The sequence below is a fragment of the Streptomyces sp. NPDC018045 genome, from assembly GCF_044327445.1.
GTDB lineage: Bacteria > Actinomycetota > Actinomycetes > Streptomycetales > Streptomycetaceae > Streptomyces.
Genome location: NZ_JBIRFL010000008.1, coordinates 203,529 through 227,477, shown reverse-complemented (window position 1 = coordinate 227,477; position 23,949 = coordinate 203,529). Strand labels below are relative to the sequence as shown.

Sequence of the window (23,949 nt, the reverse complement as noted above, 5' to 3'; positions counted from 1 at the left end):
GCTGTACAGATTGCCCAGTGAATGCACAAACTATTGCGCACCTTGTGGCCCGGGGGGAGTCTGCGGGCATGACACAGACCACGGACCACACCACCCCCACCAGTGCTCGGCAGGCCGATCCCTTCCCGGTCAAGGGGATGGACGCGGTCGTCTTCGCCGTCGGCAACGCCAAGCAGGCAGCGCACTACTACGCCACCGCCTTCGGCATGAAGCGCGTCGCCTACTCCGGACCGGAGACCGGCAGCCGCGAGACCGCCAGTTACGTGCTCGAATCCGGTGGCGCCCGTTTCGTGTTCACCTCCGTCATCAAGCCGGCCACCGACTGGGGCCGCTTCCTGGCCGACCACGTCGCCGCCCACGGTGACGGCGTCATCGACCTCGCCATCGAGGTGCCGGACGCACGCGCCGCCTACGCGTACGCCCTGGAGCACGGCGCCACCGGCATCGAGGAGCCGTACGAGACCAAGGACGAGCACGGTGTCGTCGTCCGCGCCTCCATCGCCACCTACGGCAAGACCCGGCACACCCTGGTCGAGCGCACCGACTACGACGGCCCCTACCTGCCCGGCTACGTCGCCGCCGACCCCATAGTCGAGCCCGGCAAGCGCCGCTTCCAGGCCATCGACCACTGCGTCGGCAACGTCGAGCTCGGCAAGATGGACGAGTGGGTCTCCTTCTACAACAACGTCATGGGCTTCACGAACATGAAGGAGTTCGTCGGCTCGGACATCGCCACCGAGTACAGCGCGCTGATGTCCAAGGTGGTCGCGGACGGCACCCGCAAGGTGAAGTTCCCGCTCAACGAGCCGGCCATCGCCAAGAAGAAGTCGCAGATCGACGAGTACCTGGAGTTCTACGGCGGGCCGGGCTGCCAGCACATCGCCCTCGCCACCAACGACATCGTCGCCAGCGTCCGCGCCATGCGCGCGGCCGGCGTCGAGTTCCTGGACACCCCGGACTCCTACTACGACACCCTCGGCGAGTGGGCGGGCGAGACCCGCGTCCCGGTCGAGACGCTGCGTGAGCTGAAGATCCTCGTCGACCGCGACGAGGACGGCTATCTGCTGCAGATCTTCACCAAGCCGGTCCAGGACCGCCCCACCGTCTTCTTCGAACTGATCGAACGGCACGGCTCGCTGGGCTTCGGAAAGGGCAACTTCAAGGCCCTCTTCGAGGCCATCGAGCGGGAGCAGGAGCGGCGCGGCAACCTCTGACGGCCCTCCCGGGACCGGCCGGCTCCCGGGAGCCACCGACGCCACCCCCCACCCCGCGGCCCCGCCGGACCGGACCCGGCGGGGCCGCGGCCCTTCCCGCGGGGAGCGGCACACCCGGACCCGCGCCCAGGGGCGGGCCCGGGTGCCGGAGGATCTTCCGTGTACGGCCCACGGATGGGAGGCTGACGCCATGGACCTCATCGCACGCCTGCGCGACGCCCTCCCGGCGGCAGCGATCCTCACCGACCCCGATGTCACCGGCGCCTACGCCCACGACATGGCGAGCTTCTGCGAGGCCGGCACGCCCGCCGTCGTCGTCCTGCCGCGCACGGTCGAGCAGGTCCAGCACGTGCTGCGCACCGCCACCGAGCTGCGCGTCCCGGTCGTCCCGCAGGGCGCCCGCACCGGCCTGTCGGGCGCCGCCAACGCCACCGACGGCTGCATCGTGCTCTCCCTGGTCAAGATGGACCGGATCATCGAGATCAACCCCGTCGACCGGATCGCGGTCGTCGAGCCCGGCGTGGTCAACGCGGTGCTCTCCCGCGCGGTCAACGAGCACGGCCTCTACTACCCGCCGGACCCTTCGAGCTGGGAGGAGTGCTCGATCGGCGGCAACATCGGCACCGCCTCCGGCGGCCTGTGCTGCGTCAAGTACGGCGTCACCGCCGAGTACGTCCTCGGCCTGGACGTCGTCCTCGCCGACGGGCGGCTGCTGAAGACCGGCCGGCGCACCGCCAAGGGCGTGGCCGGCTACGACCTCACCCGCCTGTTCGTCGGCTCCGAGGGCAGTCTCGGCATCGTCGTACGCGCCGTATTGGCCCTCAAGCCCGAACCGCCCCAGCAGCTCGCGCTGGCCGCCGAGTTCCCCTCCACCGCCGCGGCCTGCGACGCGATCTGCGAGATCATGGCGCGCGGCCACGCCCCCTCACTGCTCGAACTCATGGACCGTACGAGCATCCGAGCCGTCAACGCGATGGCCAACATGGGGCTGCCGGAGAGCACCGAGGCCCTGCTGCTGGCCGCCTTCGACACCCCCGAACCGGCCGCCGACCTGGCCGCCGTCGGTGCCCTGTGCGAGGCCGCCGGCGCCACCGAGGTCGTCCCGGCCGAGACCCCGGCCGAATCCGACCTCCTCCTCCAGGCACGGCGGCTGACACTGACCGCCCTGGAGCGCGTCAAGTCCGCCACGATGATCGACGACGTGTGCGTACCGCGCTCCGCGCTCGCCGCCATGCTCGACGGCACCGCCGCCATCGCCGAGAAATACGACCTGGTCATCGGCGTCTGCGCGCACGCAGGCGACGGCAACACCCACCCCACCGTCTGCTTCGACGCGAACGACCCCGACGAGTCCCGGCGCGCCCGCGAGTCCTTCGACGAGATCATGGCGCTCGGCCTGGAACTGGGCGGCACGATCACCGGTGAACACGGCGTCGGCGTCCTGAAGAAGGAGTGGCTGGCCCGCGAGCTGGGCCCGGTGGGCCTGGAGATGCACCGCGGCATCAAGGCCGTCTTCGACCCGCTGGGGCTGCTCAACCCCGGGAAGGTGTTCTGAACGGCACCGCCCGCGGTTCGGCCGCGGTGCACCGCACCTTCTAGGGTTCGGTCCATGAACTCCGACCTCTGGACCATCATCGGCGCCGCAGCCGTCGTCATCGTTGTCCTCGCCTCCACCATGGACGCCCGCCACAAGACGCTCGAACGCCGCCTCCGGCGCATGGACCGCAAACTGGACCTGATCATGGAGCACCTGGGCATCGAGGAGACCGGCCCCGAGGGCATGGCCGAGATCGACGCGCTGCTGCTCAAGGACAAGAAGATCCTGGCGATCAAGCGCTACCGGGAGCTGACCGGCGCCGGCCTGGCGGAGGCCAAGGAGGCCGTGGAACGCCGCGCGCCCTGAAACGCCCGCACCGCCCGCGAATGCCCCGATCCCTGTGGCCGGGCCGGGCCCCCGGGACGAGGATGGACCTGTTGCCGCGACGCCGACGCAGGGAGCGATGAGCGATGCCAGGGACCACAGAGGCCGACGAGGCCGGCCGGGACACGTACGACGTCGTCGTGCTCGGCGCCGGCCCGACCGGCGAGAACGTGGCCGACCGGGCCCACGCCCTCGGCCTGAGCGCGGTGATCGTGGAGAGCGAACTGGTCGGCGGCGAGTGCTCGTACTGGGCCTGCATGCCCAGCAAGGCACTGCTGCGCCCGGTCACCGCCCGCGCCGACGCGCGCCGCGTCCCCGGCCTGCACCGGGCGGCGTCCGCGCCACCGGACACCAAGGCGGTGCTCGCGCACCGCGACGCGTTCGCGTCCCACTGGAAGGACGACGGCCAGGTCCGGTGGTTGGACTCGGCCGGCATCGACTTCGTACGCGGCCGGGCCCGCCTCGACGGCCCCCGGCGGGTGGTGGTCGCCACCGGTACGGACGGCGGCGGTGAACGGGTGCTGACCGCCCGGCACGCCGTGGCCGTGTGCACCGGCAGCCGCGCCGTGCTGCCGGACCTCCCCGGGCTGGCGGCCGCCCGCCCGTGGACCAGCCGCGAGGCGACCAGCGCTCAGTCCGTGCCGCCGCGTCTGGTGGTGGTGGGCGGCGGGGTCGTCGGTGTCGAAATGGCCACCGCCTGGCAGGCGCTGGGCTCCCGGGTGACCCTCCTGGTGCGCGGCGGCGGACTGCTGCCCAAGATGGAGCCGTTCGCGGGCGAACTGGTCGCCGAGGCACTGGCCGAGGCGGGCGCCACCGTACGCACCGGCGTCTCGGTGGGCGCGATGCGCCGGGAGATGCCCAACGGACCGGCCACCGTCGTGCTCGACGACGGCGAGGAGATCGTCGCCGACGAGGTGCTGTTCGCCACCGGCCGCGCGCCGCGCACCGACGGCATCGGCCTGGAGACGGTCGGTCTGACGCCCGGCTCCTGGCTGGAGACCGACGACACCTGCCGGGTGCGGGACGTGGCGGGCGGCTGGCTGTACGCCGTCGGCGACGTCAACCACCGCGCGCTGCTGACCCACCAGGGCAAGTACCAGGCCCGCATCGTCGGCGCCGCCATCGCGGCCCGGGCCCGGGGCACCGCGGACCTGGACACCGGCCGCTGGGGCGCCCACGCGGCGACCGCCGACACCGCCGCCGTACCGCAGGTCGTCTTCACCGACCCCGAGGCCGCCTCCGTCGGCCTGACCGCCGCCGAAGCCGAACGCGCCGGGCACCGCGTCCGCGTCGTCGACCAGGACCTGGGCTCCGTCGCGGGCGCCGGACTCTACGCCGACGGCTACCGCGGCCGCGCCCGCATGATCGTCGACCTGGACCGCGAGGTGCTCCTCGGCGTCACCTTCGTCGGCCCGGCGGTGGGCGAACTGCTGCACTCGGCGACCGTCGCGGTGGCCGGCGAAGTCCCCCTCGCCCGCCTGTGGCACGCGGTGCCCGCCTACCCGACGATCAGCGAGGTGTGGCTGCGGCTGCTGGAGGCGTACCGCGGCTGAGAAGCGATGTCCGCGGCGGTCGTCCGTGGCGTGGCTGAGGACGTGTGGCCGAGGACGTGCGCGGCTGAGGACGTCGGTCCGGGTGCGGCCGGACCGGCGACGTAGGTCGGAATCCCGATACCCGCGTGCGGGGCGCCGCCGTACGGTCAGGGGTACCAGAGTTCGACGGACCTGAACACACCGACCTTCACAGGGGGCTCACCGTGTCCGTGCACCTCGACCACACCATCATCCACGCCACCGACAAGTTCGCGTCCGCGCGCTTCCTCGCGGACCTGGCCGGGCTGGACGAGCCGACGGAGTTCGGCCCGTTCGCCGCCGTGTCGGTCGCGGACGACCTGACCATCGACTACGCCGAGCACGTCGTCAAGCCGGACGCGATCGTGCTCCAGCACCTCGCCTTCCGGGTCTCCGAGGAGGAGTTCGACGCGATCTTCGCCCGTATCCAGGAGCGCGAACTGCCGTACTGGGCGGACCCGTACCACCAGAAGCCGCAGCAGATCAACCACCTGGCGGGCGGCCGCGGGGTCTACGTCAGCGACCCGGACGGCCACGCCATCGAGTTCCTCACCCGCAAGCACAGCCTGGAGAACCTCGGTACTGGGGCCTCCTGACCCTGGTGAGTCCGGCCCGGTCCGGACGGCACGCCGCTCGGGCGGGCCTTCCGTACCCGCCGGGACGGCCCGGCGCACGCGCCCTCAGGCCCCGGCCTCCGGCGACTCGTCCGACGGCCACGGGTCCGACAGCCACAGGTCGTCCCGCGGCGTCATGGCCAGCAGGGCGCTCAGCCCTTTGTCCAGCCCCAGGTGCTCCTGCTCCGACCCCGGCGGCACGACGCGCAGCGTGCGCTCCAGCCACGCCGAGACCGCCGCGGCCGGAGCCTCCAGCAGCGCGTCGCCGTCCGGGGAACTGAGCGCCATGCAGACCAGGCTCCGCCCCTCCACCTTCGCGGGCCACACCCGCACATCGCCGTGACCGCACGGCCGGAACACCCCCTCGACGAGCAGTTCGCGCGCGAACGTCCAGTTGACGGGGGCGTCCGAGCCGATGTGGAAGGTGACGTGGACGGCGTAGGGGTCGTCCGTGCGGTAGGTCAGCCGGGCCGGGACGGGGATGCTGCGCTCCGGCGACAGGACCAGACCCAGCTCCAGCTCTCGTTCCACCACGGTGTGCATACGGTCCGCCTCTCTTCGGTGCCTCCTGCGGACCCCTGCGACCGGGCCCACACCTGGTTAGAGGCTCCGGCGCCCGGACCATTACGCGACTTCGCACAACTTTTTTCGCGGGCCTCTTCCAGGTGGTCCGGCCCGGCCGGGACACCCGGTCCGACCCTCCGTCTGATAGATGTGGACGCTGCGTTGCGGCAGACTGCACATGCCCCACCCACCACACCAGGCCGAGAACAGATACGGGACTTCGGACATGAGCGCCCCTTCCTCAGGATCCGCCGGCGGCAGCCCCACGCCAGGCTTCTACCCGGACCCGTCCATTCCCGGCTACATCCGGTACTGGAACGGTGCCGCATGGGTGCCGGGCACCAGCCGCCCGGCGCCCGCCGAGGGCGAGGCGCTGCCCGCGCCGCCGGCCGGTGCCGCCCGGACCGCCGCGCCCGCGCCGGCCCCCACCCCCGCCGTGGAGGAGACCGGCCCGGTCTTCCTCGACGAGGAGGAGCACGGCCGGCTGACCGAGGCGGGCGGCGTCTCCGGCGCGGGTGCGCCCGCCTCCGCCTGGCAGGCCGACACCGCCCGGCAGAGCGGCTTCGGCGGCGAGCAGGACCGCCGTATCGCCTGGCCTTCCTCCGACGAGCAGCAGACCGGCCTGCCGCAGCAGCGCGACGAGGCCGCCCCTTCCGGTCCGCCGGCGTCCGGTGCGGACACCCCGCGCTCCGACGGCACGGTCACCATCCGCGCCGTACGGGACGAAGGGGGCGCGCGCGGCGGCGACCGCGGTACGGCCGCGATCCGGGCCGTACGGCCCGGAGGGAGCGCGGGCGGCAAGAGCGACACCATGGCGATCCGGGTGGCGCAGCAGGCCGGCGGCGCCCCGGCGTCGCCGCTGCCCGGCGCGACGGCCCCGCAGCCGCTGCCGTCCACCGGCGCGCAGCAGCCGCCGGCGGCCCCAGGCCCGCAGCAGACCGCCGCGCGGCCCGGCCCGGGCGGTCCGGCCCCCGCCGCCCAGGGCCCGGCCCGGCAGGCGCCCCAGGGGCCCGTACAGCCGCAGTCCGGGCCGGGGCCCGTCGCCCCGCCGGTCCAGCACCAGCCGTTCCCGACGCAGCAGCCGCAGGCGCCCCAGCCGCACCAGGCGCCGCACACTCCGCCGCACCAGATGCCGCCCCAGCCCGCCCCGGGCCCCGCCGCCGGCCCGGCCCCCACGCCCGCCCCGCAGGCACCCGGCCCGGCCCCCGCGCCCGCCCCGCAGGCCCAGTCCGGCCCCTTCGCCGGCTTCCCGCCGCAGCAGGACGCCGGCGCGGCCGAGGGCGTCGTCCCCTGGAAGCCCCCGACCACCGACCCGTTCCTCGCGGCCGCGCAGGAACAGGGCCGCCCCGCCGCCCTGGGCCGCCGGTTCGCCGCCCGCCTGATCGACACGCTGGCCCTGGCCGTGATCACCGGCGCCGCGGCCGTGCCGCTGTGGGGCCCGGCCATGGACCACATCGACGCCAAGGTGGAGGCCGCCAAGCAGTCCGGGCGGCAGGTCACCGTCTACCTGCTGGACGGCACCACCGGCCCCTACCTGGCCATCGTGCTCGCCGTGCTGCTCATCGGCGGCGGCCTGTACGAGGTGCTGCCCACCGCCAAGTGGGGCCACACCCTGGGCAAGAAGCTGTGCGGCCTCAAGGTGCTGGACATCGAGGGGCACGCCACCCCGCCGCTGCCCGCGGTGGTCAAGCGGTGGCTGGTGTACGGCGTGCTCGGCGTGCTGGCGGTCGGTGTCGTCAACGCCGTGTGGTGCCTCTTCGACCGGCCGTGGCGGCAGTGCTGGCACGACAAGATCGCGCGGACCTTCGTCGCCGAGAAGTAGGCCGCCCGCCGGGCCGTGTCACCCGGCCGGACCTCGCCGGATGCGGCGGCGGGCGGCCCGGGTTCGACTCGGGCCATGAGCACCGACCAGCCCAGGCCCGGCTCCGGCGGCGAACCGCCGGAGGACGACCCGTTCCTGAAGAAGCCGCAGGAACCGCCGTCGGGCGGCTCTCCGTACGGTGCCGAGCCGGCCGGTGGCTCCCCGTACGGCAGCCGGCCGGCCGACGGCTCCCCGTACGACCGGCCCGCCAATGCCACCCCGCACGGCGAACAGCCCCCCGGCGGGGACCCGTACGGCGGCAGCGCCCCGCCCCCCGGGGGGATGCCGCCGCCTCCGTACGGTGGTGACCCGTACGGGGGCAATCCGTACGGCGGCCAGTACGGCGCCGCCGACCCGCTGGCCGGAATGCCGCCGCTGGCCGGACGCGGCCGCCGCCTGGTCGCCCGCATCATCGACTGGTTCATCGTCTGCGTACCGGTCGGCCTGATCATGAGCGCGGTCGTCGGCGGCTTCGACTACTGGACGACCGACAGCACGCAGACCAGCCGGCAGGCCTGGGTCTCCGGCGTCACGATGCTGGCCTACCTGGTCTACGAGGGCCTGATGCTCACCAGCCGCGGCCAGACCGTCGGCAAGATGGCGATGAAGATCCGGGTGGGGATGCTGGAGAACGGCGCGGTACCGGCCGGACAGGCGGGCTGGGTGCGGGCGGTGGTCTACACGCTGCCGGAGATCGTGCCGTGCTGCGGCTTCATCTTCTGGCTCGTCAATGTCCTGTGGTGCACCTGGGACAAGCCGTACCAGCAGTGCCTGCACGACAAGGCGGCCAAGACCGTCGTGGTCTCCGCGGCCTGACCGGCCACGGCGCCCGGTCCCTTCCGCGGCCCGCGCGCCCCGGCTCCTCCTGGCGGCTCCGGCGCGTCAACCGGCGGTCGGCGCACCCCTCTTCCGAGCGGTGCCCGGCCGCCTACGCGCGTCCACCAGCCACCGACAGGTGACTAACGGGAGTGCTCGCTGACGCGCGCCCCGGAGGAGACGTCCGCGTGGGTGCGCTGGCGCGGCAGGCGCGGCGCCGCCGAGCCGATGGTGGCGGACACCCGCGTGCCCGCGCCGCGGGGGCCGGCCGCGCCCGGGCGCCGGGCCGTGCGGCGGCGCACCACAGGAGAAGCCCCCGGCAGCGGCGCCGTGAGGGCGACGAGCAGGCCGAGGGCGAGGGCTGCGAGGGCGATGACCGCGATTCCGACCCCGGTCCGCGTCTGCGAGAGCAGTAACAGCGCGAGGGTCGAGAAGACGACGGTGGCCGATCCGTAGGCGAGCTGTGCGGCAGTCGGACGAGGCATGGCGGATCCGTCCTCAAGAGGTCGGCAGGGGGTGTGGTCGACAGGGGCGCGCCGTCAAATGACTCTACGGTCCTTACTGCCCGAGCGGAACTGGCGGTAAGCGTGACCTAACCCACGGTTCCGAGGCATAGGGGGCGCACGGATTCATCCCTGGTTTGAACGGACCTGATCGGTGCGTCGGTCGGCGTGCGCGGAGCATGACGCGGGGGAGCGCGGGTGCGTACCCGCGCTACGTACGCGAAGCGTCAGAAGTTGTTCGATACCCGCATCCTGAGGGTCGAAAACCGTACTTCCCTGTCGTGCCCAAGTCAAGATCTGTCTTTTCCCTCCCTCTTCCGGTCAAATGCTGGCATCCAGTGACCGATTCCAAGGGGAGGAATGCGCCAAGTGAGAGCCAAGAGACGGGCGTTCAGACCGGCCGCCCTGGCCACGGCCGCCGCCGCGATCGGGGCGGCCGCCCTGTCCTCCGGCGCCCCGGCGCAGGCCGACGACGGCCCCCGGCCGCTCGCCGTCCAGCGGCAGGACCCGGGCGACACCGCCAAGCAGGCCGTCGACCACGACCTGAAGGGCCCGTTCAGTGACCAGCAGGCGGCGCAGCGCAAGGAAGCGCTCCAGCAGGTCATCTCCGGCGACGCCAAGCCCACCCGGCGCGGCGCCTCTCAGGTCGTCAAGCTCGACCGCGGCAAGTACGTCGAACTCGCCCGCGAGAAGACCGACAAGATCTTCACCATCCTGGTCGAGTTCGGCGACAAGGTCGACGACACCACGATGTACGACCCGGACGGCGACGGTCCCAAGCCCCCGGTGAAGAAGTACGGCGGCAAGCCCGGCCCCGCGCACAACACCATCGCGCAGCCCGACCGGCGCGACGACAACTCCACCGCCTGGCAGAAGGATTACGACCGCCGGCACTTCCAGGACCTCTACTTCTCCCACGACAAGGAGAAGGAGTCCCTGGCCAAGTACTACGAGAAGCAGTCCTCGGGCCGCTACTCCGTCGCCGGCGAGGTCTCCGACTGGGTCAAGGTCGACTGGAACGAGGCCCGTTACGGATCGAACTTCTGCGGCTCCACCAACTGCGCCAGCGCCTGGGACCTGATACGTGACGGCGTCAACCGCTGGGCCGCGGACCAGAAGGCCAAGGGCCGCACCGACGCCCAGATCAAGGCCGACCTCGCCCAGTACGACCAGTGGGACCGCAACGACCACGACGGCGACGGCGACTTCAACGAACCCGACGGCTACATCGACCACTTCCAGATCGTGCACGCCGGCGAGGACGAGTCCGCGGGCGGCGGCGCCCAGGGTACCGACGCCATCTGGGCCCACCGCTGGTACGCGTACGGCAGCGACGCGGGACAGACCGGCCCGGCCGGCAACAAGGCCGGCGGCACCCAGATAGGCAACACCGGTGTCTGGGTCGGTGACTACACGATGCAGCCGGAGAACGGCGGCCTGGGCGTCTTCGCCCACGAGTTCGCCCACGACCTCGGTCTGCCCGACGAGTACGACACCACCGGCACCGGTGAATCCTCCGTCGACTCCTGGTCGTTGATGTCCGGCGGCTCCTGGCTCGGTCGCGGCAAGGACTCCATAGGCGACCTCCCCGGCGACATGAGCGCCTGGGACAAGCTCCAGCTCGGCTGGCTCAACTACGCCAAGGCCAAGGCGGCCACCCGGTCCACCCACAAACTGGGCGTCGCCGAGTACAACACCAGGAACAAGCAGGCCCTGGTCGTCGAACTGCCCGCCAAGACGGTCCGCACCGACGTCGTCAAGCCCGCCGAAGGCTCCGGCCAGTGGTGGAGCGGCATGGGCAACGACCTGAAGAACACCCTCACCCGCACCGTGGACCTCACCGGCCGCGCCAAGGCCGCGCTGACCCTCAAGGGCTGGTGGGACATCGAGCAGAACTACGACTTCGCGTACGCCGAGGTCTCCACGGACGGCGGCGCCAACTACACGCCGCTGGAGGGCACCGCCAACGGCCGGCCGATCACCCGCGACGGTGGCGACAAGCCCGCCCTGACCGGCACCTCGGGCACCTACCAGGACCTGGTCTTCCCCCTCGACGCGTACGCCGGCAAGAAGATCGACCTGCGCTTCCGCTACCAGACGGACGGCGGCGCCGCCCAGAAGGGCTTCACCGCGGACGCGATCACCGTCACCGCCGACGGCGAGCCGCTGTTCACCGACAACGCCGAAACCGGTGACAACGGCTGGACGGCCAAGGGCTTCTCGCGCATCGGCGCGTCCTTCACCAAGGATTACCCGCGCTACTACCTCGCCGAGAACCGCCAGTACGTCTCGTACGACAAGACCCTCAGGACCGGCCCGTACAACTTCGGATGGGCGTCCACCCGCCCCCAGTGGGTCGAGCACTTCCCGTACCAGACCGGCGTCCTGATCTGGCTGTGGGACACCTCGCAGCCGGACAACAACGTCGGTCGGCACCCGGGCCACGGGCAGATCCTGCCGGTCGACGCCCACCCGAAGGCCGAGAGGTGGTCGGACGGCAAGCTGATGCGCAACCGCTTCCAGAGCTACGACTCGACCTTCACCGGGCGCCGCACGGACGCGCTCACCCTCCACAAGGACGGCAAGGTCACCAAGATCGAGTCGAAGCCCGGAGTGACCGTCTTCGACGACCGCAAGGGCGACTACTACGACGAGACCAACCCGACCGGCGGCGTGATCGTTGCTGACACCAACACCCGCATCAAGATCCTCAACGAGTCCTGGTACGGCTCCACGGTGACCCTCCAGGTGGCCCCTTCCACCAAGTAGCCAGCAAAACCGCAGGTCACAGGCGAATCGGCCGCCGCCCCCTAGCGGGCGGCGGCCGATCGCGTTTAGATGCATCCAGCGAGTCCTTGTTGACGCCGAGTCTCACGGGGGAAACCGTGCCCACAACCGGAGGAGGGTTCATCAGGCTTCCCGGCGGAAGCGTGGTGGTCGCCCTCGCCCTGCCCAGACCGGGCGACAACGGACACCGCGTCCGCGTCCTCGTCCACGCCGTGAACCGCCAGCGCGCCCTGACCAGACTCCGCAACCTGGGCCTCCGCGCGGTCTACCTCCGCGGCAACACGGAACCCCCCACCCCCGACGAAATCACCGCCGTCCTCCACCACCCCGACGGCCTGGTCTGGCGAGAAACCCCAGAAGACGACACAGAGTCGTGGCACCCGATCAGAACACTGCTGAGGTCGGCGTAGGCCCTGGTCAGGCGCTCCCCGGCTCCTGGGCAGGCCCCGGCCACGACGCAGGGAAAGCCGCGTACGGCGCGCCCCCGGCTTCTGTGCAGGCCCCGGCCGCGATACCGGGAAAGCCGCGTACGGCGCGGGCTCGGGGCCGCGTAGGGGTCTCCCCGCAGGCAGCCCGGCGCCAGGGTTCACGAATGACATCGCGTTGCCTCAAGGGTGCCGTGGGGGCACCCCCGGCCGGAGGCCGGGGGAGTGACCCCTACGGGGCCCCGAGCCCCCACCCACCGAACCGAAAGCGCAGAACGCGCACGCCCACCGAACCGAAAGCGCAAAACCCCCCGCCCCACCGGATGGAAGGCGCAAGCCGAGCCCCCCGTCACGCCGCAATAACCACCGGCTTCCCACTCAACCCGACCCCAGCCCCCCGCATCTCCTCCAACGCCCGCTCCGTCGTCCCCGGAGCCACCCCCGCCGTAAGATCCAGCAGCACCCGCACCCGAAACCCCTCCCGCACCGCATCCAGCGCCGTGGCCCGCACACAGTGATCCGTGGCCAGCCCGACCACATCCACCTCGGTCACCCCATGGCCGCGCAGCCACTCCGCCAGCGGACGCCCGTTCTCGTCCACCCCCTCGAAGCCGCTGTAAGCGGCAGCGTGCGACCCCTTGGAGAAGACCGCGTCGACCGCCCCCGACGCGAGCGCCGGCGCGAAGTTCGGGTGGAAGCCGCTGCCCTCCGTGCCGGCCACGCAGTGCGGCGGCCAGGACGTCTCGTAGTTCGGGCGTACGGAGAAGTGATCACCGGGGTCGATGTGGTGGTCGCGGGTCGCCACGATGTGCCGGTAGCCGCTGCCCGCGGCATCCCCCACCAGGTCGGTGATGGCGGCAGCCACATCCGCACCTCCTGTCACGGCGAGGCTGCCGCCCTCACAGAAATCGTTCTGCACGTCAACGACGATCAATGCCCGGTGCATGGTGCGAGCCTTCCGGCTGGGGAGCGGTGGGTGTGGGCGCGGAGCGATGTGACCGAGGGTAGCCACTGGCCCGGCCGAGTGGGAGTGGGCACCAGAGGGCGCAACCAGGGACGGCCCGGCCCCGGCCCCCGCCACCCAGGCCAGACCGACCTCCGGCCAAACCGGCCCCAGGTCAACCGGCCTACGCCACCTCCGTAGGCAACACCGCCTCCCCCCGCGACAACTGCGTAGCGGACATCGGCAACCCGCCCCGCGCCGCGATATGCCGCTCCCGCGCCGCGTCCAGCGGCTCGCGGGCGACCACCTCGCCGCCCCGGACCAGCGGCACCGCGAGCTGCCGGCCGGCCAGCTCCGGCGGTACCGGGCCGGTCCCGACGACCTCGGCCTCGGCGACGCCGTGCTCGTCCAGCCGGCGCGCCGACCACTTGCGGCCGCCGAGCGACGCCTTGCCGCCCATGGACTTCTTGGCCACCGGCCGCAGCGGCGCGTCCGGCGCGTCGCTGTCGGCGCGGGCGACCAGCTTGTAGACCATCGAGCAGGTCGGGTGCCCGCTGCCGGTGACGAGCTGCGTGCCGACCCCGTACGCGTCCACCGGCGCCGCCGCGAGCGAGGCGATGGCGTACTCGTCCAGGTCGCTGGTGACGACGATCCTCGTGTCCCGGGCGCCCAGCTCGTCGAGCTGGTGCCGTACCCGGTGGGCGAGCAGCAGCAGGTCGCCGGAGTCGATGCGTACGGCGCCGAGGCCGGGTCCGGCCACCTCGACGGCCGTACGGACCGCCTCGGTGACGTCGAAGGTGTCCACGAGCAGCGTCGTGCCGCTGCCGAGCGCGTCGACCTGCGCCTGGAACGCGTCGCGTTCGCTGTCGTGCAGCAGGGTGAAGGAGTGGGCGCTGGTGCCGACCGTCGGGATGTTGTAGCGGAAGCCCGCCGCGAGGTCGGACGTGGAGTGGAAGCCGCCCACGTACGCCGAACGGGCGGCGGCGACCGCCGCCAGTTCGTGGGTGCGGCGGGCGCCCATCTCGATCAGCGGCCGGCCGCCGGCGGCGACGGCCATGCGGGACGCGGCGGCGGCCACCGCGGAGTCGTGGTTGAGGATGGAGAGGATCACGGTCTCCAGGAGGACCGCTTCGGCGAAGGTGCCCTCCACCCGCATGATCGGCGAGCCGGGGAAGTAGACCTCGCCCTCCGGGTAGCCCCAGATGTCGCCGCGGAAGCGATAGTCGGCCAGCCAGTCCAGCGTGCGCTCGTCGAGGATGCCGCGCTCCCGCAGAAAGCCGAGAATCGTCGCGTCGAACCGGAAGTTCTCCACCGCGTCCAGGACCCGGCCCGTCCCGGCGACGACGCCGTAGCGGCGCCCTTCGGGCAGGCGCCGGGTGAAGACCTCGAAGACCGAGCGGCGGTCGGCGGTCCCGGACCGCAGCGCGGCCTGCAGCATGGTGAGTTCGTACTGGTCGGTGAAGAGCGCAGTCGACGGCACGGCCACCGGCAGCCCCAGGTCTGCTGTGTTCATGGTGAGGATGCTACCTCCCGTACTCGTCACTCTGACGATTTCCCCGGGCCGTTTGTGCGATGCCCCACCACGGGTGGCAGCATGGACACCGTGAGCGCCGACCCGTCTGCCACCATCGCCCTTCGATCGACGCGCTGCGCGCTCAGCGCCCCCGTGGAGATCGAACGCCCCGAGTCCAGCGAGGCACCGTCCGAGGTGCCCGACCCGGACGTGCCCTGGGTCACGCTGGTGCACAACGACCCCGTCAATCTCATGAGCTACGTCGCATACGTCTTCGAGACGTACTTCGGCTACTCGAAGGGCAAGGCCAGGCAGCTCATGCTCGATGTTCACCACAAGGGGCGGGCGGTCGTCTCCAGCGGCAGCCGCGAGGAAATGGAGCGCGACGTGCAAGCGATGCACGGGTACGGCCTGTGGGCGACCCTCACGCAGGACCGCTGATGGCCGGCCACTTCGAGCCCCTGCCCGGCGGCGGCGCGGCCGCCCCCCTCGACGAGGTCGAGATCTCCATCCTGCGCAGCCTCGCCGTCCAGCTCATGGAGCTGATCGGCCCGGGCGAGGAGACGGCCGAGGGCGCCGATCCGCTCGCCGCGCTGTTCACGGAGGGCCCCAGCGAGCCGCCGTCCGACCCGGCGCTGGCCCGGCTCTTCCCGAACGCGTACGGCGGCCCGGACGAGGTGCCGGACGACGCCACGCACGCCGCCGCGGCCGAGTTCCGCCGCTACACGGAGAACGACCTGCGGACCCGTAAGCGCGAGGACGCGCTCGCGGTCGTGCGGGCCCTGGACGCGCTCGGCCCGGTCGGCGGGCCGGGCGGCGCGGACGGGCCGGACGCCGGCGGGGAGGGCTCCGTGGACGGCGCCGTGCTGCGTCTGAAGCCGGACGAGTCGCGGCAGTGGCTGGGGGCCCTGAACGACCTGCGGCTGGCCATCGGCACCCGTCTGGAGGTCACCGACGAGGACGAGAGCGGCGAGCTGCTGCGGCTGCCGGACAGCGACCCGCGCAAGCCCATGGTGATGGCCTATCTGTGGCTGGGCGGCCTCCAGGAGAGCCTGATCGAGACGCTGACGGCCTGACGTACGAGCGGCGGACCCGGCTCCGGCGCGACGTCCCCGGACTCCCCCGCGCGGCGCCCGCTCAACGGACGCTCAAATCCGGATAACGATCGCGTCACCGACCCTGACTACCCAGCAGCCCATTCCAGCACTTATCCTACTTTTCTTGTGCTCGGCTCCAAGACATCGCTGGTAGATGTCCAAGGGGCCGTGATAGATGTTCACGACCTGCCGTGAGTGACGCCACCCCTGTCACTCCGGGAGCGCTTGGCCGGCCGACCGTCGGCGTGCAGGAACTCCATCCGGGGGGATCGGAACCCGATCCGGACAGACCGGGTCGGAATGGAGAAGGGCGCACCACACATGACCTCTGTGCAGGTCGAAAAGAAAGCCGGCGGCAGCGACGCCGCGGGATCTGCCTCGGAAGAGGGTTACCAGCGGGGGCTGGGAAACCGGCAGATCCAGATGATCGCCATCGGTGGCGCCATCGGAACCGGTCTGTTCCTCGGAGCGGGCAAGGCGATCTCCAAAGCGGGACCCAGCATCATCCTGGCCTACGCCATCGTGGGCCTGGTCATCTTCTTCATCATGCGGGCGCTGGGCGAGCTGCTCATGTACCGCCCGGTGTCGGGCTCCTTCTCGGAGTACGCCCGTGAATTCCTCGGGCCGTTCATGGGATTCGTGACCGGCTGGACGTACTGGCTGTTCTGGGTGGTCACCGGCATCACGGAAGTGACTGCAGCAGCCACCTATGTGCAGTACTGGAACAAGGGAATACCCCAGTGGGCGTCGGCCCTGGTGTTCACGGTCGCCCTGTTCGGAATCAACCTGATCTCCGTGAAGCTCTTCGGTGAGCTGGAGTTCTGGTTCTCGATGGTCAAGGTCACCGCGATCATCGGCATGATCCTCATCGGTCTCGGTGTGATCACCATCGGTTTCTCCGACGCCGGTGACACCGCTTCCTTCAGCCTTCTGTGGTCGGACGGCGGATTCTTCCCGAAGGGCATCGGCGGCACGCTGATGACCTTGCAGATCGTGATGTTCGCCTTCCTGGCGGTCGAACTCGTCGGCGTCACCGCGGGCGAGGCCACCAACCCGAAGAAGGTCCTGCCGAAGGCCATCAACACCGTGCCGTGGCGGATCGGCCTCTTCTACATCGGCGCGCTCATCATCATCCTGTCCGTCGTGAGCTGGACCGTCTTCAAGCCGGGCGTGAGCCCCTTCGTCGCGGCCTTCCAGCAGATCGGCCTGCCGGCCGGCGCGGCCATCGTCAACTTCGTCGTGCTGACCGCGGCGCTGTCCTCGGCCAACTCCGGCATGTACTCCACCGGCCGGATGCTGCGCGACCTCGCGCTCAACGGCCAGGGGCCCAAGCTGTTCACCCGCCTCAGCAAGAACGGCCTGCCGACCTGGGGCACCGGCGTCTCCGTCGCGATGATGCTGTTCGGCGTGGGGATCAACTACCAGTGGCCGGGCAAGGCCTTCGACCTGGTCGTCTCCTTCGCGACGATCTCCGGTATGTGGGCCTGGATCATGATCCTGCTGTCGCAGCTCCGGTTCCGGGCCAAGGCCGACCGCGGTGAGCTGCCGCAGTCCGAGTTCAAGGCGCCCGGCGCCCCGTACACCTCGATCTTCGCGCTGGCCTTCATCGGCATGGTGATCGTGATGATGGGCGTGGACCCGGACGCCCGCGTCTCGCTGTACGCGGCGCCGTTCTGGGCGCTGGTCCTGGGCGTCAGCTACCTGGTGCTCAAGTCCCGCAACCCGGAGATGTTCGCCAGGCCGGCCGCTCCCGCCGTGGGGGCGGCGGCGGCCGGCAAGAGCGGCGACCAGGACTGAGAACGGCCCCTTCCGGGGCGGACTTTCCGTGCCTGTCCAGCATGCGGGCCGGTGCGTACCAACCTTCGGTACGCACCGGCCCGCCTGCTTATTCTTGGGCCCATGCTGACCCTTACCAAGGCTCTGTACGACCAGATCGTGGACCACGCCCGCAAGGACCATCCCGACGAGGCCTGCGGCATGGTCGCGGGTCCGGAGGGCAGCGGCCGCCCCGAGCGGTTCATCCCGATGCTCAACGCCGCCCGCTCGCCCACCTTCTACGAGTTCGACTCCTCGGACCTGCTGAAGCTCTACCGCGAGCTGGACGACCGGGACGAGGAGCCGGTGATCATCTACCACTCGCACACCGCCACCGAGGCGTACCCGTCCCGTACGGACATCTCCTACGCCAACGAGCCCGGCGCCCACTACGTCCTGGTCTCCACGGCCGACACCGACGACGCCGGACCGTTCCAGTTCCGCTCGTTCCGGATCGTGGACGGCGTGGTCACGGAAGAAGACGTCGAGGTCGTCGACGCCTACTGAGCACCGCGGCGGCGGACGCCGCCCGCGCACCTGACACACTGTGCCGCATCACCTCGGGCGGCAGGACCCAGGAACCCGGTGCGAATCCGGGACGGTCCCGCCACTGTGACCAGGCCGCATGCCTGGAAGCCAGGAACTGACCTGCCGCCCTCAGCACACCGACCAGGGGACGCGGATCCCCCGGAGGAGGCACGGCCATGGCCAGATCCAGGTCCCGCGGCGCGCTGCGCGCGCTCACGGCGGCGGCGCTCCTGCTGCCGCTCGCCGCCTGCGGCACCGACGGCGACGGGAAGGCGCCCGGCGGGGCCACGGCGAAGACGGCCGGCTTCCCGTACACCGTCGAGAACTGCGGCGTACGCACCACCTTCGAGGCACCGCCCGAGCGCGTGGTGACCATGAACCAGCACACCACCGAGATCATGCTCGCCCTCGGCCTCAAGGACCGGCTGGCCGGCACCGCCTACCTCGACGACAAGGTGCTGCCGCAGTACGAGAAGGACTACCGGAGCGTCAAGGTCCTCGCCAAGGGATACCCCTCCTACGAGACGCTGCTCGGCGCCAACCCCGACTTCGTCTACGGCGGTTACGCCAGCGCCTTCGACAAGGGCGAGGGCCGCGAACGGGCCGCGCTGGAGAAGTCCGGCATCAAGACCCGCCTGAACGTCGAGTACTGCTCCCACGGCAGGACCGGCATTCGGCAGCTCGCCCAGGAGATCCGCGAGGTCGGCGCCACCTTCGGCGTACGCGACCGGGCCGAAGCCCTGGTCAAGAAGGCCGAGACGACGATCGCCGCCACCAAGGACAAGCTGAAGGGGACCGACCCGGCCGCCGTCTTCGTCTACGACAGCGGCGACTCCGCCGTGCACACCGCGGGCGGCCAGGGCATCGGCAACGAGATCATTTCCCTCGCCGGCGGCCGCAACGTCTTCGCGGACCGGGCCAAGACCTGGGCCGACGTGTCCTGGGAGCAGATCGTCGAGCGCAAGCCCGAGATCATCGTGATCTACGACTACGGCGGTATCAGCGTCGCGGCGAAGAAGAAGCGGCTGCTCGACGACCCCGCGCTCCAGGACGTACCGGCCATCAAGAACAAGCGGTTCGCGGTGCTGCCGTTGTCCAGCGCGGTACTCGGCGTACGCGTACCCGACGCCGTCCGGTCGCTGGCCGGACAGCTTCACCCCGACGCCGTCAAGTAGCCCCGGTGACCTGCACGACCGCGGCACCGCCGCGCCGCCTGCGCCACACCCTCGTCCTGACCGTGCTCGCCGCCGCCCTGCTCGCGGCGGGCCTGGCCGGGCTCGTCCTCGGCTCCGTCCGCGTCCCGCCCGGCGACGTGCTGCGCATCCTGACCGGGGACGCGCCCGCCGGCCCGTTCCCGACCATCGTCCTCGACGTACGGCTGCCGCGCGTCCTGCTCGGCGCCGTCGTCGGCGCGGGGCTCGCCGTCATCGGCACCGTCCTACAGGCGCTGGTCCGCAACCCGCTCGCCGACCCGTTCCTGCTCGGCGTCTCCTCCGGGGCCTCGACCGGCGCCGTCATGGTCGTCGTCCTCGGCGTCGGCGGCGGCCTGGCCGGCGCGGTCGCGATGCCGCTGGCCGCCTTCGCCGGATCGCTGGGCGCGCTGGTCGCCGTCTACGCCCTGGCCCGGCGCGGCGGCACCATGACGACCGGACGGCTGGTGCTGGCGGGCGTCGCGGTGCAGTACATCCTCTCCGCGCTGACCAGCCTCGTCCTGGTCACCTCGGCCCGGGCCGAACACCTGCGGTCCCTCATGTTCTGGACGCTGGGCGGCCTCGGCCAGGCCCGCTGGGACACCCTGTGGCTGCCCGCCCTCGTGCTGCTCGCCGGTCTCGCCCTGCTGCTCACCCTCGCCCGGCCGCTCGACCTGCTGCTCGTGGGCGAGGAGGGCGCCACCGTCCTCGGCCTGGACACCGGCCGCTTCCGCGCCGCCGTCTTCGTCCTCGCGTCACTGGTCACCGGCGTACTCGTGGCGGCCAGCGGGTCGATCGGCTTCGTCGGGCTGATGGTGCCGCACGCCGTCCGCATGCTCGTCGGCGCCTCGCACCGCGCCCTGCTGCCGGTCGTCGCGCTGGCGGGCGCGGTCTTCGTCGTCCTCGCCGACCTGCTGGCCCGCACCGTCGCCGGCTCCCAGGAGATCCCCGTCGGGGTGGTCACCGCCCTGGCCGGCGGCCCGTTCTTCCTGTGGCTGCTGCGCCGCACCACCCGTACGGAAGGGATCACCGGATGAGCGGCCGGAGCACGGACACGGACACCCCGGCGGGCGCCGCCCCCGCCGAACTGCGGACCGAGGGCCTGTCGTACGGCGTCGACGGCCGTCATCTCGTCGACGGCGCCGACCTGCACGTCGCCCCGGGCGAGACGGTCGGCCTGGTCGGGCCCAACGGCAGCGGCAAGACCACCCTGCTGCGCTGCGTCTACGGCACCCTGGCCCCCACCCACGGCCGGATCACCCTGGACGGCCGGGACCTGGCCGGGTTCACGGCCAAGGAGCGGGCCCGGCGCGTCGCCACCGTCCCCCAGGACGGCAGCGGCACCTTCGAGCTGACCGTGCGCGAGATCGTCGCCATGGGCCGCTCCCCGCACAAGCGCTTCTGGGAGACCGACTCGGCGGCCGACACCGCCCTCGCCGACCGGGCACTGGCGTGGGTGGGCGTCGCGGAGCTGCGCGACCGTTCCTTCGCCGCGCTCTCGGGCGGCGAACGGCAGCGCGTCCTGGTCGCGCGGGCACTCGTGCAGCAGCCGTCCCTGCTCGTCCTCGACGAGCCGACCAACCACCTCGACATCCGCTACCAGCTCGACGTTCTCGCCCTCGTCGCCGGCCTGGGCACCAGCACCCTGCTCGCACTGCACGACCTCAACCTCGCCGCGTACTACTGCGACCGCCTGTACGTGCTGCGCGCGGGCCGCGTCGTCGCCCAGGGAACGCCGCACGAGGTCCTCACCCCCGACCTGCTGGCCGACGTGTACGGGGTCGCCGCCGAGGTCAGCGCGCACCCGCTGACCGGGGCGCCGACGGTGGTGTACCTGCCGCCGGACGCGAAGGCCCGCACGGCGGGGCGACGGTGAGCGCGTACGAGGGGGCGGCCGCCCGCCGGCCGACCGCCTGTCAGCAGGCCGCCCTCCGGCAGGCCGCCACTCGGCAAGCCGTTCCCGGGGGCACGGAAGGTCCGCACGCCGCGCTCGCCGCACTCGCCGCGCACGGCCCCCGCTACCACCTCGGCCTGGGCGCGCCGCCGCCCGGCGGGACCGGCTGGCTCGCCGCCGACCGGCTGCTCGACCCGTACGGCCCGGAACTGTCCCGCCTGTTGGACACCGAGCACCAGGGCAGCGGCCACCGCACCGCGCACGCCGCCGCCCTCACTCTCATCGCGGTCTACGCGGGCCGGGTGACCGCGGCGGCCGTCCTGCACTGGGCGCTGACCGGCCACGTCCTGGACGTACGGCCCGAGAACGTCCTCCTGCGGCCGGACCCCGGGCACGGCATCGCCGAGGTCCGGCTGCGGACGTTGCGCACCGTGGACGCACCCGGGACGGGCCCGGAAACCGGCACGGGAATGGGCACGGACGGTCTGGGCGGGTTGGATGGGTCGGGCGGGCCGGGCGACGGAACGGGCCCGTATCGTCCGAACGTCACCGTCCGGGCCCTCCAGAACACCGTCCTCACCCGCCACCTGCTGCCCCTGGCCGACGCGCTGCGGGAGCGGACCCACGCCGGGCTGCGGCAGTTGCGCGGGGGAGTGGCCCACGGCTGCGCGACCGCCCTGGGCGCGTCCCGCGCCGACCCGGCGCTGCTGGCCCGCCGTTGGGCCGTCTTCCTGGACGGTGCGCCCGGCGGGCTCGCCGCGCTCGGTGATGTGGTCACCGTCACGCGCCGCGACGGCTCCCCGCGCCTGGTCTACCTCCGCCGGACCTGCTGCCTCTTCTACACGAGCGCCGAAGCCGTGCGCTGTATGAGCTGCTGCCTGACCAGCAGGGACGAGCGGATCGCGGCGTACGGGGCACGCCCCTGAGCCGTACCGCCGCCGACCGCGTCCCACCTGATGTACACCGAGCGTCCGCATCGCAAGACGAGGTTCCAGTCCCCGGACCGGGAATCGATACGATGACCGCATGGTTTCTGACGACGTGAGCGAGAAGACGCCGGGCATTGTGCTTGTGGCGCGGCTGCACGTCGACCTGTGCCGCCTTGCCAGCGCCATCTGTCCGAACCGCGCTGCCGCCTGACGCCGCCGACACCACGGCCGCGCGGCGGCCCCGGTGCGCACCCTGCCGTGCGCGCCCGGTACCGCGCCCTTCCGCCCAGCGCCTCCGCGGCGCACGCCCCGAGCCTGCGCCGCCCGCTCGCCCGCCCGCACGTCACTGCCCTTCCACAGGAGCTCTCATGGCCATCGAGGTCCGTATCCCGACCATCCTCCGCACCTACACCGACGGCCGGAAGGCCGTCGAGGGCAGTGGTGCGACCCTCGCCGACCTCTTCGTCGACCTGGAGAGCCGCCACTCCGGCATCCGCGAGCGCCTCGTCGACGGCGAGCAGCTCCGCCGCTTCGTGAACGTCTACCTCAACGACGAGGACGTGCGGTTCCTGGCGGGCATCTCCACCGAACTCAGCGACGGCGACAGCGTCACCATCCTCCCGGCCGTGGCCGGCGGCTCGGGCATGTCCGACGGCCCCCGGGAACTGCGCTGATGCGATACGACTCCCCGCTGGCGGCGGTCGGCAACACCCCGCTGGTCCGCCTGCCGCGGCTGTCGCCCTCCGCCGACGTCCGCATCTGGGCCAAGCTGGAGGACCGCAACCCGACCGGCTCGGTCAAGGACCGGCCCGCGCTCCACATGATCGAGCAGGCGGAGAAGGACGGCCGGCTCACCCCCGGCCGCACCATCCTGGAGCCGACCTCGGGCAACACCGGCATCTCGCTGGCGATGGCGGCCAAGCTCAAGGGCTACCGGATCGTCTGCGTCATGCCGGAGAACACCTCCTCCGAGCGGCGCGAGCTGCTCGCCATGTGGGGCGCGGAGATCGTCTCCTCGCCCGCGGCGGGCGGCTCCAACACGGCCGTACGGGTCGCCAAGGAGCTGGCCGCCGAGCACCCCGACTGGGTGATGCTCTACCAGTACGGCAACCCCGACAACGCCGGCGCGCACTACGCCACGACCGGCCCGGAGATCCTCGCCGACCTGCCGTCCGTCACCCACTTCGTGGCGGGCCTGGGCACCACCGGCACGCTCATGGGCGTCGGCCGCTACCTGCGCGAGCACGTCCCCGGCGTACAGATCGTCGCCGCCGAGCCGCGCTACGACGACGTGGTCTACGGGCTGCGCAACCTCGACGAAGGCTTCGTGCCCGAGTTGTACGACGCGTCGGTGCTCACCACCCGCTTCTCCGTCGGCTCCGAGGACGCCGTCCGCCGCACCCGCGAACTCCTCGCCGAGGAGGGCATCTTCGCGGGCGTCTCGACGGGCGCCGCCCTGCACGCGGCGATCGGCGTGGCCCGCAAGGCGGTCAAGGCCGGACAGAGCGCCGACATCGCCTTCGTCGTCGCCGACGGTGGCTGGAAGTACCTCTCCACCGGCGTCTACACCGCCGAGTCCACCGAGGCCGCGATCGAGACGCTGCACGGCCAGCTCTGGGCCTGACGGGCGGCGCGGGCACCCGAAAGCCGGCGAGAGGGCGGGGCGGTCCGCCCCCGGGAGCCGATGCGGGTCCGGTCCGCTCCCGGCTGGTCTGACCCCGGCCTGCCCGTCTCCGGCTGGTTCGCCCCGTCCGGCCCGCCGCC

General features: G+C 72.0%; 24 protein-coding genes and 1 riboswitch. Of the genes, 20 read left to right on the top strand and 4 right to left on the bottom strand.

Annotated features, from left to right (window positions below; translation table 11 throughout):
- The first annotated feature begins 68 nt into the window (after positions 1-68).
- The 5 genes from hppD (at position 69) to ACH4EB_RS20950 (ending at position 5,302) form a co-directional block, all read left to right on the top strand.
- Positions 69-1,214, top strand: a complete 1,146-nt coding sequence (hppD, locus tag ACH4EB_RS20970; protein WP_398349040.1) for a 4-hydroxyphenylpyruvate dioxygenase — start codon at positions 69-71, stop codon at positions 1,212-1,214.
- A gap of 190 nt (positions 1,215-1,404) precedes the next feature.
- Positions 1,405-2,769 carry an FAD-binding oxidoreductase gene (locus ACH4EB_RS20965; RefSeq protein WP_398349039.1) on the top strand — a complete coding sequence of 455 codons (1,365 nt, stop codon included), beginning with the start codon at positions 1,405-1,407 and terminating at the stop codon, positions 2,767-2,769.
- 54 nt (positions 2,770-2,823) lie between these two features.
- A complete protein-coding gene (locus ACH4EB_RS20960) occupies positions 2,824-3,117 on the top strand; it encodes a ribosomal protein L7/L12 (RefSeq protein ID WP_398349038.1) in 294 nt (97 codons plus the stop codon).
- A 104-nt stretch (positions 3,118-3,221) separates the two neighbouring features.
- Positions 3,222-4,688 carry a dihydrolipoyl dehydrogenase family protein gene (locus ACH4EB_RS20955; protein ID WP_398349037.1) on the top strand — a complete coding sequence of 489 codons (1,467 nt, stop codon included), beginning with the start codon at positions 3,222-3,224 and terminating at the stop codon, positions 4,686-4,688.
- A 203-nt stretch (positions 4,689-4,891) separates the two neighbouring features.
- Positions 4,892-5,302 (top strand): VOC family protein, encoded by a 411-nt coding sequence (locus ACH4EB_RS20950; RefSeq protein WP_398349036.1) that lies wholly within the window; start codon positions 4,892-4,894, stop codon positions 5,300-5,302.
- A gap of 84 nt (positions 5,303-5,386) precedes the next feature.
- Here ACH4EB_RS20950 and ACH4EB_RS20945 read toward each other — a convergent pair whose 3' ends face one another.
- Positions 5,387-5,863, bottom strand: a complete 477-nt coding sequence (locus ACH4EB_RS20945; RefSeq protein ID WP_398349035.1) for an SsgA family sporulation/cell division regulator — start codon at positions 5,861-5,863, stop codon at positions 5,387-5,389.
- Between the two features lie 247 nt (positions 5,864-6,110).
- Here ACH4EB_RS20945 and ACH4EB_RS20940 point away from each other — a divergent pair, with 247 nt between their 5' ends.
- Entirely contained in the window at positions 6,111-7,706 is a 1,596-nt protein-coding gene (locus tag ACH4EB_RS20940) for an RDD family protein (RefSeq protein ID WP_398349034.1), read from the top strand.
- Between the two features lie 75 nt (positions 7,707-7,781).
- Positions 7,782-8,561, top strand: coding sequence for an RDD family protein (locus ACH4EB_RS20935; protein ID WP_398349033.1), 780 nt, complete (start codon positions 7,782-7,784; stop codon positions 8,559-8,561).
- A 143-nt stretch (positions 8,562-8,704) separates the two neighbouring features.
- Here ACH4EB_RS20935 and ACH4EB_RS20930 read toward each other — a convergent pair whose 3' ends face one another.
- The gene (locus ACH4EB_RS20930; RefSeq protein WP_398349032.1) at positions 8,705-9,046 is read right to left on the bottom strand and encodes a hypothetical protein; all 342 of its coding nucleotides are present in this window, start codon (positions 9,044-9,046) and stop codon (positions 8,705-8,707) included.
- 387 nt (positions 9,047-9,433) lie between these two features.
- Between ACH4EB_RS20930 and ACH4EB_RS20925 the strand changes: the two genes are divergently transcribed.
- Both ACH4EB_RS20925 and ACH4EB_RS20920 read left to right on the top strand, forming a co-directional pair.
- Positions 9,434-11,833 (top strand): immune inhibitor A domain-containing protein, encoded by a 2,400-nt coding sequence (locus ACH4EB_RS20925; RefSeq protein WP_398349031.1) that lies wholly within the window; start codon positions 9,434-9,436, stop codon positions 11,831-11,833.
- A 116-nt stretch (positions 11,834-11,949) separates the two neighbouring features.
- The gene (locus ACH4EB_RS20920; RefSeq protein ID WP_398349030.1) at positions 11,950-12,261 is read left to right on the top strand and encodes a hypothetical protein; all 312 of its coding nucleotides are present in this window, start codon (positions 11,950-11,952) and stop codon (positions 12,259-12,261) included.
- Positions 12,262-12,625: 364 nt separating this feature from the next.
- Here ACH4EB_RS20920 and ACH4EB_RS20915 read toward each other — a convergent pair whose 3' ends face one another.
- Both ACH4EB_RS20915 and ACH4EB_RS20910 read right to left on the bottom strand, forming a co-directional pair.
- Positions 12,626-13,222: a nicotinamidase gene (locus tag ACH4EB_RS20915; protein ID WP_398349029.1), complete on the bottom strand. Its 597-nt coding sequence runs from the start codon at positions 13,220-13,222 to the stop codon at positions 12,626-12,628.
- A 181-nt stretch (positions 13,223-13,403) separates the two neighbouring features.
- Positions 13,404-14,732 (bottom strand): nicotinate phosphoribosyltransferase, encoded by a 1,329-nt coding sequence (locus tag ACH4EB_RS20910; protein WP_398349028.1) that lies wholly within the window; start codon positions 14,730-14,732, stop codon positions 13,404-13,406.
- A gap of 81 nt (positions 14,733-14,813) precedes the next feature.
- Here ACH4EB_RS20910 and clpS point away from each other — a divergent pair, with 81 nt between their 5' ends.
- The 11 genes from clpS to ACH4EB_RS20855 all read left to right on the top strand — a co-directional run bounded on the left by clpS (position 14,814) and on the right by ACH4EB_RS20855 (position 23,809).
- On the top strand, positions 14,814-15,173 hold the full coding sequence (gene clpS / locus ACH4EB_RS20905) for an ATP-dependent Clp protease adapter ClpS (RefSeq protein ID WP_398349027.1): 360 nt from the start codon (positions 14,814-14,816) through the stop codon (positions 15,171-15,173).
- Positions 15,173-15,808, top strand: a complete 636-nt coding sequence (locus ACH4EB_RS20900; protein WP_398349026.1) for a DUF2017 domain-containing protein — start codon at positions 15,173-15,175, stop codon at positions 15,806-15,808. The genes clpS and ACH4EB_RS20900 overlap by 1 nt, the downstream gene beginning before the upstream one ends.
- 342 nt (positions 15,809-16,150) lie before the next feature.
- Complete coding sequence (locus ACH4EB_RS20895; protein ID WP_398349025.1) at positions 16,151-17,626, top strand: amino acid permease; 1,476 nt, start codon at positions 16,151-16,153, stop codon at positions 17,624-17,626.
- Positions 17,627-17,728: 102 nt separating this feature from the next.
- The gene (locus tag ACH4EB_RS20890; RefSeq protein ID WP_398349024.1) at positions 17,729-18,151 is read left to right on the top strand and encodes a Mov34/MPN/PAD-1 family protein; all 423 of its coding nucleotides are present in this window, start codon (positions 17,729-17,731) and stop codon (positions 18,149-18,151) included.
- A 38-nt stretch (positions 18,152-18,189) separates the two neighbouring features.
- Positions 18,190-18,311: riboswitch (cobalamin riboswitch) on the top strand.
- A gap of 37 nt (positions 18,312-18,348) precedes the next feature.
- Positions 18,349-19,347 (top strand): ABC transporter substrate-binding protein, encoded by a 999-nt coding sequence (locus ACH4EB_RS20885; RefSeq protein ID WP_398349023.1) that lies wholly within the window; start codon positions 18,349-18,351, stop codon positions 19,345-19,347.
- Positions 19,348-19,352: 5 nt separating this feature from the next.
- Complete coding sequence (locus ACH4EB_RS20880; protein WP_398349022.1) at positions 19,353-20,399, top strand: FecCD family ABC transporter permease; 1,047 nt, start codon at positions 19,353-19,355, stop codon at positions 20,397-20,399.
- Entirely contained in the window at positions 20,396-21,238 is an 843-nt protein-coding gene (locus ACH4EB_RS20875) for an ABC transporter ATP-binding protein (protein ID WP_398349021.1), read from the top strand. The genes ACH4EB_RS20880 and ACH4EB_RS20875 overlap by 4 nt, the downstream gene beginning before the upstream one ends.
- Positions 21,235-22,182, top strand: a complete 948-nt coding sequence (locus ACH4EB_RS20870; RefSeq protein ID WP_398349020.1) for a hypothetical protein — start codon at positions 21,235-21,237, stop codon at positions 22,180-22,182. The genes ACH4EB_RS20875 and ACH4EB_RS20870 overlap by 4 nt, the downstream gene beginning before the upstream one ends.
- Before the next feature lie 100 nt (positions 22,183-22,282).
- Positions 22,283-22,396: a putative leader peptide gene (locus ACH4EB_RS20865; protein ID WP_398349019.1), complete on the top strand. Its 114-nt coding sequence runs from the start codon at positions 22,283-22,285 to the stop codon at positions 22,394-22,396.
- 157 nt (positions 22,397-22,553) lie between these two features.
- Positions 22,554-22,859, top strand: coding sequence for a MoaD/ThiS family protein (locus ACH4EB_RS20860; protein WP_398349018.1), 306 nt, complete (start codon positions 22,554-22,556; stop codon positions 22,857-22,859).
- Positions 22,859-23,809 (top strand): PLP-dependent cysteine synthase family protein, encoded by a 951-nt coding sequence (locus tag ACH4EB_RS20855; protein WP_398349017.1) that lies wholly within the window; start codon positions 22,859-22,861, stop codon positions 23,807-23,809. Before ACH4EB_RS20860 ends, ACH4EB_RS20855 begins: the two co-directional genes overlap by 1 nt.
- Positions 23,810-23,949: the final 140 nt, after the last annotated feature.

Coding starts and splice junctions, on each gene's coding strand:
- ACH4EB_RS20860 (WP_398349018.1), top strand. CDS start 22,554: ATGGCCATCGAGGTCCGTATCCCGACCATCCTCCGCACCTACACCGAC.
- clpS (WP_398349027.1), top strand. CDS start 14,814: ATGGACACCGTGAGCGCCGACCCGTCTGCCACCATCGCCCTTCGATCG.
- ACH4EB_RS20935 (WP_398349033.1), top strand. CDS start 7,782: ATGAGCACCGACCAGCCCAGGCCCGGCTCCGGCGGCGAACCGCCGGAG.
- ACH4EB_RS20885 (WP_398349023.1), top strand. CDS start 18,349: ATGGCCAGATCCAGGTCCCGCGGCGCGCTGCGCGCGCTCACGGCGGCG.
- ACH4EB_RS20930 (WP_398349032.1), bottom strand. CDS start 9,046: ATGCCTCGTCCGACTGCCGCACAGCTCGCCTACGGATCGGCCACCGTC.
- ACH4EB_RS20945 (WP_398349035.1), bottom strand. CDS start 5,863: ATGCACACCGTGGTGGAACGAGAGCTGGAGCTGGGTCTGGTCCTGTCG.
- ACH4EB_RS20910 (WP_398349028.1), bottom strand. CDS start 14,732: ATGAACACAGCAGACCTGGGGCTGCCGGTGGCCGTGCCGTCGACTGCG.
- ACH4EB_RS20955 (WP_398349037.1), top strand. CDS start 3,222: ATGCCAGGGACCACAGAGGCCGACGAGGCCGGCCGGGACACGTACGAC.
- hppD (WP_398349040.1), top strand. CDS start 69: ATGACACAGACCACGGACCACACCACCCCCACCAGTGCTCGGCAGGCC.
- ACH4EB_RS20895 (WP_398349025.1), top strand. CDS start 16,151: ATGACCTCTGTGCAGGTCGAAAAGAAAGCCGGCGGCAGCGACGCCGCG.
- ACH4EB_RS20890 (WP_398349024.1), top strand. CDS start 17,729: ATGCTGACCCTTACCAAGGCTCTGTACGACCAGATCGTGGACCACGCC.
- ACH4EB_RS20940 (WP_398349034.1), top strand. CDS start 6,111: ATGAGCGCCCCTTCCTCAGGATCCGCCGGCGGCAGCCCCACGCCAGGC.
- ACH4EB_RS20855 (WP_398349017.1), top strand. CDS start 22,859: ATGCGATACGACTCCCCGCTGGCGGCGGTCGGCAACACCCCGCTGGTC.
- ACH4EB_RS20875 (WP_398349021.1), top strand. CDS start 20,396: ATGAGCGGCCGGAGCACGGACACGGACACCCCGGCGGGCGCCGCCCCC.
- ACH4EB_RS20965 (WP_398349039.1), top strand. CDS start 1,405: ATGGACCTCATCGCACGCCTGCGCGACGCCCTCCCGGCGGCAGCGATC.
- ACH4EB_RS20865 (WP_398349019.1), top strand. CDS start 22,283: ATGGTTTCTGACGACGTGAGCGAGAAGACGCCGGGCATTGTGCTTGTG.
- ACH4EB_RS20960 (WP_398349038.1), top strand. CDS start 2,824: ATGAACTCCGACCTCTGGACCATCATCGGCGCCGCAGCCGTCGTCATC.
- ACH4EB_RS20900 (WP_398349026.1), top strand. CDS start 15,173: ATGGCCGGCCACTTCGAGCCCCTGCCCGGCGGCGGCGCGGCCGCCCCC.
- ACH4EB_RS20915 (WP_398349029.1), bottom strand. CDS start 13,222: ATGCACCGGGCATTGATCGTCGTTGACGTGCAGAACGATTTCTGTGAG.